Consider the following 10,442-nt stretch of genomic DNA (forward strand, 5'->3'; position numbering starts at 1 on the left):
CTGGCCCCCCCCCGAATCAATTATCGCGCCAATATTCAAGCGCTGGCAGATGCCGGCTGCTCTGCAGTGGTCGCGTTGGGCGCTGTCGGTGGGCTCCATCCAGCCTGCTCCCCCGGGGCCCTCTGTCTACCCGATCAGCTCATCGACTACACCTCTGGTCGAGTGCACAGCTTCTATGACGACGAGGCCGACGGCGTCTGCCACGTCGACTTCACCGAGCCTTATAGCCAAACCCTCAGGCAGCAGCTGCTCGCTGCGGCGAGCACTGCTGGGATTGCGCTGCGGGATGGTGGAACCTATGGGGTCAGCCAAGGACCCCGGCTCGAGACGGCAGCCGAGGTGCGCCGAATGGCGCGCGATGGCTGCGACTTAGTCGGCATGACGGCGATGCCAGAGGCAGCGCTCGCGCGTGAGCGCGATCTCGACTATGCCACGCTGGCATTCGTGGTCAACTGGGGCGCTGGTCTCAGTGATGACGCCATCGCCATGGAGGCGATCAACGGACAGATCCAGCGCTGTGCCGACACGATTGCGCGCCTATTAGCAGTGTTTGCCGAGCAGCGGTCTGCGCCACTTGGCTGAAACGGTGCCGGTTAGTGTTTAATGCTCACACCCAACCAAGAAACAACCCGCGGAGAAACGATCATGGCCGACGACCAGGAGCAAAATACCGTGCAAGATGCTGAGCAGAGCCCAGTAGAGGAACAGCCGAAGCCTCGCATGGGATTCCTGCCAAAGCTGGTGCTTTGGAGTCTTGTGCTGCTATTTGGATTTCTTTATCTCGGCTCGCTCGAGCGCAAGTCCGGCGAGCCGATGGTTCCGTTCAGCTTCGGTGGTGATGACCGCGAAGCGCCGGTCGCTGCCGCTCCCGCCTCTAGCAGTGAGGCTGCCAAGGCGGAGGCCAGCGAGGGAGCAAGCGAGGGGGCGACTGAGACTGCCGCTGCTCAGCCCAAGCCGGCGCCGACACAGCCAACGCCCGCCGCTCCTAAGCCGAGCGCTCCGAGTGCTCAGCCGCAACCTACAGAGACCGCTAGCGCCCCTGCTTCGGACGAAGCCGATGTGAGCAAGCAAGAGGCCGAGGCCTTTGCGCGTGCGGTGATGACCAAACAGCCTGAGTCGGCAACCGCGGCTGCGCCGGCTACAAAAGCGGCCTCGGCATCATCGGCTGCAGAGCCAAAACCGGCAGCCCAGCAAGCCTCCGCATCCAAGACAGCAAAGGCCGAGAAGCCGAGTGCTCAGAGTTCCGAAGATGCGGGATCAGCCAAGTCGACCGGCACCGCTGAGGCCGCCGATGCGGCTGAAGGCGCGAGCGACTGGGCTACGACCCGCCGTGCTCAGCTCGATGCCTTCTATGCTGAGCGCCGGCGTCAAGCCGAGGAGATGGTGCGCCAGCGCCGCGAAGCGATGCGGCATATGCAGCCTGGGCGCTGGCAAGCTGCGCCGCCAGTCGCACCCTATGGGGCGTATGGGCCTTATCCCGCGCCACCTCCAGTGCCCGGCTATTATCAGCGTCCAGCGGCGCCTAATGCATCGTCCTCATCGAACTGAGGGCTGCTGCGGCCCGGCCCCTGCGGCCGGCCGCCTTGCTGCCTGAGCAGAAGCGATGCTCGCTAAGCTGGGCTCTATTCCCAGCGGGGCCAGCATCCTCGATGGCTCTTCCCAACGAGTTCTTCCCAGCGAGCTATTCCCAGCGGAAGAGCCGTGATGCGACGCTGATTAGGATCGTGGCCATGACCAGCAAGAGCGCTAGTGCTGGCGCAATCTCGAGCACGCCGGCGCCGTCAATCATGACGGCCCGCGCGCCCTCCACCAAATAGGTCAGCGGCATCAGGGTTGAGACGGCTTGCGCCGCGCTACTCGTACCTTCCATCGAGAACCAGACACCGGAGAGCAGCAGCATCGGCCAGGAGATGAGGTTGAGCAATCCATCGGCCAATTCCTCGGTGCGTAGTCGCGCGGCGACGATCAGGCCCAAACTAATCATGCAGAGTGCGCCGGAGACGTAGATCAGTGCCAGCGCCAGGTAGGAGCCCCGCATTGGGAAATCCAGTAATAGCAGCGCTCCGGTATAGACGATCAAGCTTGAGGCGAGCACCACCATCAGCCGCGATAGGATCTGCGCGATGAGGAACTCGAGCGGCGTCAGCGGCGTCGCCTTCAGCCGCCGTAGCACGCCGTTCTTGCGGTAGCGAACAACAACCCAGCCAACACCCCATAGGCTCGAGAACATCAGGTTCATCGCGAGTACCCCGGGCACGGCCCAGTCGGCGTAGCTCAGGGCCTCGCCGCTCGCGGTTTGGCGCACCGGCGCTCCGGCAGTCGGCTTCGATGTCTGCGATGGGCCGGCGTTCGGCTCGGCGCCCGCGAGCGAGCCAAGCAAGAGACGCTCAGCGATCGCGCCATTCGCCGATTCCGGGTTGATCCAATAGCGAGCAGGCTCACCTGCTGTGGCAGCCGTCTCGATCAGGAGGTCAAGCTGATGGCGGGCGACCTTGGCGATGCCCGCCTCTCGCTGTCCGATGGGAACGAGTTGGATGGCCTCAATCGAGAGGAAATCGTCGAGCTGGACTCCGCTATCTAGCGAGATCGGTCCTGAGTTGCTGTTGATCAGCCCGACCTTGAGCAGGGTTTGACTCCCGGCTCCGAAGATGAACGCGAAGGCGACGATCATCATGACCGGCATCAGGATGTTCCAGATCAGGCCGGCGCTATCGCGGTAGAACTCGCGGTTGCGGGCCATGAAGATCGCCAGGACGCGTTTCGAGCTAGGCCGACTGACCGCCAGTGCCGCAACGGCTCGGCTCAGCCGAGCGTGGGTCCCTCGGCTTGTCATGGTTTTCATGCCTGCTTTCTTCTGGCCGACTGTCATTGCGTGGGGATGAGACCCGAGGTTAGGCCCTGAGGCTATGGCCTGTCAGTTTGAGGAACAGGTCTTCCAGGCTTGGGCGATCGACGCGTAAATCGATCAGCGAAGCGCCATGCTGCTCGAGCGCTTCGAGGGCTGTTGGCACCTCGTCGACATAGATCTCGATGCTGGTGTCGCGATGCTCTGCGTTTGCTGGCAAGGGGTGTCCACTTGGCCATGCGCTGCTCGGCAGTCTGAGGATTGCGGTCGGGAAATGTTCCCGAATCAGTTGCTGCGGCTGGCCCTGGATAAGGATGCGGCCATGATCGACGATGGCGATCTCGTCGCACAGGCGCTCCGCCTCTTCCATGTAGTGGGTGGTCATGAGGATGGTGGTGCCGCGCTCGCGTACTCGATCGATAAGCGACCAGAAATTGCGGCGCGCTTGCGGGTCGAGCCCGGTGGTGGGCTCGTCCAAGAAGACGAGGGTCGGATCGTTCACCAGGGCGATGGCGAGCAGCAGGCGTTGGCGCTGACCGCCTGAGAGCTTGCGTGTGTCGCGGCCGAGAATCTCTTGCAGATGGCAGAGCTGGATCAGCTCATCGAGATCCGCGTGGCGTGGATAGAGCGCGGCAAACATCGCCAATGACTCACGGACCGTTTGAAAGTCCTGTAGTGATGTCGCTTGGAATTGAATGCCGATCTGCTCACGGAAGCTACGATCGAGCGCCCGACCTCGGAATAGCACCCGACCTGCGGTCGGGACCTGGATGCCTTCGAGTATCTCGAGCGTGGTCGTCTTGCCGGCGCCATTCGGACCGAGAAGCCCGAAACACTGGCCGGGCCGGACACCAAAGCTGATGCCGTCGACGGCGCGGACAGCGGGGAACTGCTTGACGAGTCCTTCTGCGGCGATGAGAAAGGGCGCTGCCATCGGCTTAGCGGCTCGATGAGCGCTGGAAGTGGTGGCTAGGGGGCGGTGTGCAGGCACATCCTTGTGCGCAAAGCTGAGACCAGCCAGGCTCGAGATCACTGATCCCAGGCATTGGGGCAGTCGTCTCGGTCCGAGGTCGCGTTCGTTACGCTTAGTCCTGATCGCTCTTGGTGGTATCGATCCCGAGCGGGATGTAGGCTGCGCAGGAGCCGAAATAGGCCGTGCCCAGCAGGATCAGGCCCAGCAGCGTGAGCCACCAGGGGCCGGTGACGATTCCGATCAGAACGAGGATGCCGGCAGCGGCATAGCGGATGTTGCGATCAGTCTGCCCAACATTCTTGATGAGGTTCATAAGGGGCTCCTAAGTTTCGACGGTTCTAGAGATGACGACGCTGGCAGCGATACCCGATGCGAGGATTGAGCTGCGGCTGTCCAGGCGCTGTTGAGGAGGAGATGGGGGCCATGGCTTTGGTCTTCCGCATCTGGACCGATGCCAGAGGACCATGCCTGTGAAACCGCAGTGGGCTGGTCGGCAGCTACTGCGTGATGTCGGATTATACGAGGAGGTTGGCTGCCTGGACGTTGCGATTGGACAATCGAACTGGCGAATTCGAGCCTTTGCCTGCTAGGTTGTTACCCTGAACAGCCGCTTCGCTGTCGTCTCACGTCTCATCCAGAGAGTTACATGCACGGATTTCAGTTGTCCCGGACCCTGTTCTGGGCGGTGATCGCCTTTCTTGCGCTGCTCGCCTTTCGTCCTTGGATCGAGGGATGGCTGATCGAGCATCAGGCGGCGCCGCGGCCGGTCACGGCGCGTGGTGATTTGGCCGCTGACGAGCGGTCGACGATCGCGATCTTCGATGCCGTCAGCCCGTCCGTGGTCTTTATCACCACAACCGAAGAGCTGGTCAATCCCTGGACGCGTGATCCAAACGCCGTTCGTCGCGGGACCGGGTCGGGCTTCGTCTGGGATGGCCAACGGCATATCGTGACGAACTGGCATGTGGTTGCCGACGCGAGTGCGGCTTGGGTGCGGCTGGCCGATCAGCGCAACTTTCGCGCCGAGCTGATCGGCAAGAGTCCAGCCCATGATCTCGCTGTGCTCAGGATCAGTGGCGCATGGCAAGCGCCTGAGCCGGTTCCAGTTGGTCGTAGCGCGGATCTGCAGGTTGGTCAGAAGGTATTCGCCATCGGCAATCCGTTCGGCTTCGATTATAGCCTGACGGCTGGCGTCGTCTCGGCCCTCGACCGCACCATCTACAACGAGCGATCTGGTGAGATCCGCGGGCTGATCCAGACCGATGCAGCCATCAACCCAGGAAACTCAGGCGGTCCTTTGATCGATAGCGCGGGACGGCTCATCGGGATCAATACGGCCATCTTCAGCACCTCGGGCACCTTCAGCGGGATCGGTTTCGCGGTGCCGGTGGACACCATCAATCGCGTGGTGCCGCAGCTGATCGCGCGCGGGCGCTACGTTCGTCCACGCATTGGCATTACCGCAGACGATGCCGTGAGCAAGCCGATCCTGCGGCAGCTCGGCGTCGAGGGCGTCTTGGTACTGGGTGTTGGGCCAGGCTCGCCCGCTGCGATGGCTGGCCTGATCGAGACTCGGGTCAGCCCGGCGGGGGAGATCCTTCCGGGTGATGTCATTCAGCGTCTGGATGGACAGGCAGTCACCGAGATGGTTGAGCTGATCGAGATCTTGGAAGGCTATCAGGTGGGTGATCGCGTGACGCTGTCACTCTGGCGAGATGGCCGCCCGCTGGAGGTGGCCATCCATCTCGGCGGTGAATCGTTGCGCTGGGATTGAGCAGCGCGTGAGGAAGCGCTGCTCAACGGGTTAGGCGCTATTCGCTGGCGTGCCTCAATCGAATCCACAGACGCCGGTTGGGCAGCAGCCGCCGGCCCCACACGCAGGCGCTGGCGCCTGACCACTGCCAAGGGCACTGCTTGAGATCAGGTTGCCGCCATTGGCCATGCGGTTGACCGGCGTCGAGGCTGGGGTGTCGCCACAGGGCATGGCTGCGCGCTCGCAGAGCTCTCCCCAGGTGCTGATGGTTTCGCTCATGCGGTGATTCACCTCGACGATGCGGCCATTGGCCTCACAACGATAGTCGTAGGTTGGCATGATGGGTTTCTCCGTATATCGATGTTTGCTGATATGTCCGGATTATACCAATCGCCTGCCGAACATCGACAGTGCTTACCCATGCCGCAAGGCGGCTCGCTAGAGCCCCCAGGTCAAGCCCAGCTGGGCGAGCCAGAGTCGGGCGCGCAGGCCGAGGCCGGTGGTATAGCCGGTCCGCCGAAAGCGAATCTGTCCGTCGCGGTCGATGACGAAGCTGGCCGGGACGGCCTGGACGCCCCATCGGCGCGCGATGTGCCCATCGGGATCGGCGATCACGGGCAGGTCAAGTGCGCGCTCGTCGAGGTAGTGGCCGATCGCGTCGGCATCGCCTGATTGCATGGCAACCGCGATCACCTCGTAATCGGTCCCGATTGCCTCAAGACTGCCTTCCTCGAGCTTGCAGATCGGGCACCAACTGGCCCAAAAATGGACCAGCCTTGGTCCGGTCGCCGGGCTGCTGAGGTCGATCTGCTCAAGCGTCGTGACCGATGGACCGCTGAGCGCTGGCGCCATGCCCTCTGCGAGTGGCCTGGCCTTGTACCAATGCACCGCAGCGAGCACAACGAGGATGAGTGCGCCCTCGAGTCCCCAGCGACGCAGACGTTGCCCCCACGTATGCTCGCCATTCGGTGGCTTGCTGTTATCGGTTTCCGCACGCATCGTGAGACAGAGCGATCAGTGTTTGATCGTGCAATCGATAATGATGAGACGAAACGCCGTCGGGGTGCCTACTGACCGTGGTAGAGGCTCGGCCAGGCTGCCGACCAGGCTGTCGGGCTGGGGCATCCGAGGCGGTCGTTTCCGCCAGGAGAGAGGAGAAGGTTGTCATGCCGTTGCTGATTCTGTTGATCGTCATGCTTGTTCTGTGCAGTGCCGGCTCGGCGCTGGCTGCTAAGCCCAGCGAAGGGCTGTTCGATCTTGATGCGCTCGAGGTCAAGATCGCGCCCAGTCTGCCCTATGTTGAGCTCCAGCAGGGCGATGAGACGGTGCTGCTGATGCGCCATCAAGACCCTGGCCATACCATTGAGCCGCCCTATCAGAAGACAGCCCGACCCTGCCCGCCCTACTGTGTGCAGCCGATGCAGTTGGCGCCTGGGGTCGAGACCATTGGCGAGCTCGAGCTCATCGACTATCTCCAGCGCGCCGCAGCAGATCACAGCGATGTGCTGGTGATCGACTCGCGGACAGCCGACTGGGTTGAGCGTGCGACCATTCCTGGCAGCCTGAACATTCCCTATAGCCAGCTCGATCCCGCCTATGCGAAGCCGGCACAGATCGCCGAGATCTTACAGCTTGAGTTCGGTGCCGTAGCCGCGGATGGGCTTTGGGACTTCGAGAATGTCAAGACCCTGGTGTTCTTCTGCAACGGTGCTTGGTGTGGCCAATCGCCAACCAATATCAAGGCCCTGCTCGGACTTGGCTATCCGGCGCATAAGCTCAAATGGTATCGCGGTGGGATGCAGGCCTGGGAGCAGCTGGGACTGACGACGGTCAGTCCTGGCGCCGCTAGCGATTGAGGTCGTCACTGATGCGGATCTGGATCGGTATCCAGCGTCGAATCATGCGCTCGAGCTCACCGGATCGGCGCCATTCGTCAAGCACCTGCGCGAGCTCCCGTTGTAACTGAGTCTCCTCGCTGCGCGTCACGAACCTCAGCTGCTCGCGGGAGAGAGGCCGAAAGAGCCCCGTGAGCTCGGTCTCGTTTGGGTTAGCAGCGAGCGCCCAAGCCGTTGTCGCGTCATGGATGAACACTGTGATCTCGCGGGCGCGGAGCGCGGCGATTGCCGCGGTTGCGTCTGCGAACGGAACGCGCTCCGCGCGCGGCAGCCGCGCTTGTACGAGCCGGGCGCCAAGGCTCGCACGCTGGTAGCCAACCCGCTCGTCGGTGAGCTTTAGATCAATGACCCGAGGGAAGCGGGCCAAGTCTTCCGTGCGGATGATCGCCATTTGACCGCTGTCGAGCACTGGCGTGCTGGCTGTTAGGCCAAGTGCGGTCAGCTCTTCGCCCGGCAGGGCCGAGAGCAGGATGTCGACGCGGCCCCCCCGCAAGGCATCGATCAGACGCGGCTCTGGCAGTGCATGAAGACTGAGCTCGCGCTCGAGCGCTGCGGCCAGGGCGCGGGCAAGATCGACCTCAAGTCCCTTGACGACACCGCCGCGCTTGAAGGCGAGTGGTGGACTGTTCAGGCTAATCGCGAACGCCAAGGCCTGCGGCGAGGTTGCTGCAGCCAGACCCTGGATGGGCATCAGCAACAGTGGGCAGAGGATGATCGCGAGGTCGAGCCAGCGCCGGTGACGATGAGGCCCCGGCTCTGGCTCAAGGGAACGCTTGGCCGGCCGCACCTGACGCCCCTCCTGACGAACCCATTGACGACCCAACTGGCGAACCCTTTGGCGAACCGAGCCGGGCTTCAAACAGAACCCCCACTCGCCCAGGCGCGGCGCTGCGCTGGCGCAACCATCGGTGCCAACTGCCGTCAGTCGCCAGGTAGGATTGGGGTTGTCGCACCCTGCTCGGGGTCCGGCTCGGTGCTGAACCACGCCAGTTTTTCACGCAGGCGCACAACCTCTCCCACGATGACCAGCGTTGGCGGCTGAGGAGGGTCCTGCTCAACCTCGGCTAGAATCGTGGCCAAGGTGCCGACATAGACCTTTTGCATGTGGGTCGTGCCTTGCTGCACCAGTGCGACGGGCATCTCGCGTGCAACCCCGTGCTCAATCAGCTTGTCGACGATCTGTGGCAGTCCCACGAGGCCCATGTAGAAGACGACGGTCTGATTGGGCTGAGCCAGCTGTGGCCAGTTGAGATCGATGCTGTGATCCTTGAGGTGACCGGTGACGAAGGTGACCGACTGTGCATAATCGCGGTGCGTCAGGGGTATGCCGCCGTAACAGGCGCAGCCATTGGCTGCGGTGATGCCAGGCACGACCTGAAAAGGCACGCCCTCGGCCGCTAAGGTGTCGATCTCCTCGCCGCCGCGCCCGAAGATGAAGGGATCGCCGCCCTTGAGGCGTAATACGCGATGCCCCTCCTTTGCGAGTCGCGCCAATAGTCGATTGATCTCCTCTTGGCGCATCGTGTGCTGATTGCGCTGCTTGCCGACATAGATATGCTCTGCATCGCGTCGGACCATGTCGATGATCGGCTTGGCGACGAGGCGATCGTAGACGACGACATCGGCCTGCTGCATCAGACGTAGGGCGCGGAAGGTCAGGAGGTCCGGGTCCCCAGGGCCGGCACCGACGAGGTAGACCTCGCCCATACTGGCTGTGGTGCCGGCTGCGAGCTCCTTCTCCATCGCGATCTCGGCCTCATCAAGGTGTCCGGAGAAGATGCGTTCGGCGACACCACCTTGCAGCACCCGATCCCAGAAACGGCGCCGATCGCGCTGCTGCTCGAAGCGAGCCTTGACCTTGTCTCGATAGTCGGCACAGAGCTTGGCCAGCCGCCCATAGCCCGCTGGCACCAAGGACTCGAGCCGAGCGCGGATCATCCGGGCGAGTACCGGCGATGCGCTGCCGGTCGAGACGGCGACCACGACCGGTGAGCGGTCGATGATCGAGGGCATAATGAAGGTGCAGTCCTCTGGCTGATCGGCGACATTGACGGGGATGCCGCGGGCGTTGGCGAGCGTTGCGATGCGCCGATTCACCTCGCGGTCGTCGGTCGCTGCGATCACTAACCGCATGCCCTCGACATCGCCGTCCTCGAACGGGCGAGCGCGGTGGCTGAACTCTGCGCCGTCTATCCGCCGACCGAGCTCCTCGGTGAGCTCGGGGGCGACGACCGTGATCCGCGCTCCAGCACGGCTGAGGTTGTCGAGCTTGCGCATCGCGATCGGACCGCCGCCGACGACGAGGCAGGGTTTTGACTTGATATCAAGAAAGATGGGGAGATGTTCCATCGCTGAGGCTGCCTCTGAGGGCGAAACTATGATGTACGAGTCGACCGGTTTGGTTGATCGACGCGGACGCGAACGACAGGCTGCCTGTCGCTGCTCACTGGAATCAGCGCTCAAGCAGACCAATGATCATACGCCCTGAGCGCTGAGCTTGGGTCGGGTCGTTGGCACAAGACCGGCGACGGCGCTGTCTGAGCATGTTAATATACTGAAATACTTGGTCATTGGGTAGTCTAACCGTGGTCACAGAGATCGATTCCGAAACCCTGCGCTCGCGGCTGAGCGATGGCGATGACATCCTGCTTGTTGATGTCCGTACGCCTTCGGAGGTTGCGCAAGGGGCATTACCAAATGCCATCCACATCCCGATGGCAGTGATTCCGATGCGGGTTGCTGAGCTGCCTCGCGACCGTGAGCTGGTGATCTACTGTCGCAGTGGGGCGCGCTCTTATCACACCTGCCAGTTCCTTGCCCAGCAGGGCTTCGACAACGCCGTGAACCTGCGCGGCGGCATCATCGCCTGGGCCCGACACGGCTACGAGATTGGCCAGATCAAAGGCGCCTAAGGCCCGGTGGCAAGCAGGCTCCAGGGCTGCTCATGTTGCCTTTTTGGCTGGTTTCGGCTAAAAA

General features: G+C 62.7%; 12 protein-coding genes. 5 read left to right on the top strand and 7 right to left on the bottom strand.

The window, feature by feature from the left end; all coding sequences use genetic code 11:
• Positions 1–582 (top strand): S-methyl-5'-thioinosine phosphorylase (locus ACY693_RS08475; protein ID WP_462321391.1); only part of this gene is annotated, 582 nt, incomplete at its 5' end.
• Positions 583–645: 63 nt separating this feature from the next.
• Entirely contained in the window at positions 646–1,548 is a 903-nt protein-coding gene (locus tag ACY693_RS08480) for a hypothetical protein (protein ID WP_462321392.1), read from the top strand.
• A gap of 133 nt (positions 1,549–1,681) precedes the next feature.
• Here the strand turns inward: ACY693_RS08480 and ACY693_RS08485 are convergent, their stop codons facing one another.
• From ACY693_RS08485 to ACY693_RS08495, 3 genes are all read right to left on the bottom strand, one after another.
• A complete protein-coding gene (locus tag ACY693_RS08485; protein ID WP_462321402.1) occupies positions 1,682–2,740 on the bottom strand; it encodes an ABC transporter permease in 1,059 nt (352 codons plus the stop codon).
• 151 nt (positions 2,741–2,891) lie between these two features.
• A complete protein-coding gene (locus ACY693_RS08490) occupies positions 2,892–3,779 on the bottom strand; it encodes an ABC transporter ATP-binding protein (RefSeq protein WP_462321393.1) in 888 nt (295 codons plus the stop codon).
• 151 nt (positions 3,780–3,930) lie between these two features.
• Positions 3,931–4,131 carry a YgaP family membrane protein gene (locus tag ACY693_RS08495; protein ID WP_462321394.1) on the bottom strand — a complete coding sequence of 67 codons (201 nt, stop codon included), beginning with the start codon at positions 4,129–4,131 and terminating at the stop codon, positions 3,931–3,933.
• A gap of 333 nt (positions 4,132–4,464) precedes the next feature.
• On the opposite strand from ACY693_RS08495, the gene ACY693_RS08500 reads away from it, so the two are divergent.
• Entirely contained in the window at positions 4,465–5,592 is a 1,128-nt protein-coding gene (locus tag ACY693_RS08500) for a S1C family serine protease (protein WP_462321395.1), read from the top strand.
• 54 nt (positions 5,593–5,646) lie between these two features.
• On the opposite strand, the gene ACY693_RS08505 is transcribed toward ACY693_RS08500, so the two are convergent.
• Together ACY693_RS08505 and ACY693_RS08510 are read right to left on the bottom strand one after the other, a co-directional pair.
• Positions 5,647–5,910, bottom strand: coding sequence for an FmdB family zinc ribbon protein (locus ACY693_RS08505; RefSeq protein WP_462321396.1), 264 nt, complete (start codon positions 5,908–5,910; stop codon positions 5,647–5,649).
• A gap of 99 nt (positions 5,911–6,009) precedes the next feature.
• Complete coding sequence (locus ACY693_RS08510) at positions 6,010–6,570, bottom strand: protein disulfide oxidoreductase (RefSeq protein ID WP_462321397.1); 561 nt, start codon at positions 6,568–6,570, stop codon at positions 6,010–6,012.
• 167 nt (positions 6,571–6,737) lie between these two features.
• Between ACY693_RS08510 and ACY693_RS08515 the strand changes: the two genes are divergently transcribed.
• The gene (locus ACY693_RS08515; RefSeq protein ID WP_462321398.1) at positions 6,738–7,427 is read left to right on the top strand and encodes a rhodanese-like domain-containing protein; all 690 of its coding nucleotides are present in this window, start codon (positions 6,738–6,740) and stop codon (positions 7,425–7,427) included.
• On the opposite strand, the gene ACY693_RS08520 is transcribed toward ACY693_RS08515, so the two are convergent.
• The gene (locus ACY693_RS08520; RefSeq protein WP_462321399.1) at positions 7,417–8,253 is read right to left on the bottom strand and encodes a substrate-binding periplasmic protein; all 837 of its coding nucleotides are present in this window, start codon (positions 8,251–8,253) and stop codon (positions 7,417–7,419) included. The two genes, ACY693_RS08515 and ACY693_RS08520, sit on opposite strands and share 11 nt — an antisense overlap.
• Before the next feature lie 134 nt (positions 8,254–8,387).
• A complete protein-coding gene (gene cysG / locus ACY693_RS08525) occupies positions 8,388–9,815 on the bottom strand; it encodes a siroheme synthase CysG (protein WP_462321400.1) in 1,428 nt (475 codons plus the stop codon).
• A gap of 236 nt (positions 9,816–10,051) precedes the next feature.
• Here cysG and ACY693_RS08530 point away from each other — a divergent pair, with 236 nt between their 5' ends.
• Positions 10,052–10,378: a rhodanese-like domain-containing protein gene (locus tag ACY693_RS08530; RefSeq protein ID WP_462321401.1), complete on the top strand. Its 327-nt coding sequence runs from the start codon at positions 10,052–10,054 to the stop codon at positions 10,376–10,378.
• Positions 10,379–10,442 lie beyond the last annotated feature (64 nt).

This window comes from Halochromatium sp. (assembly GCF_054919635.1).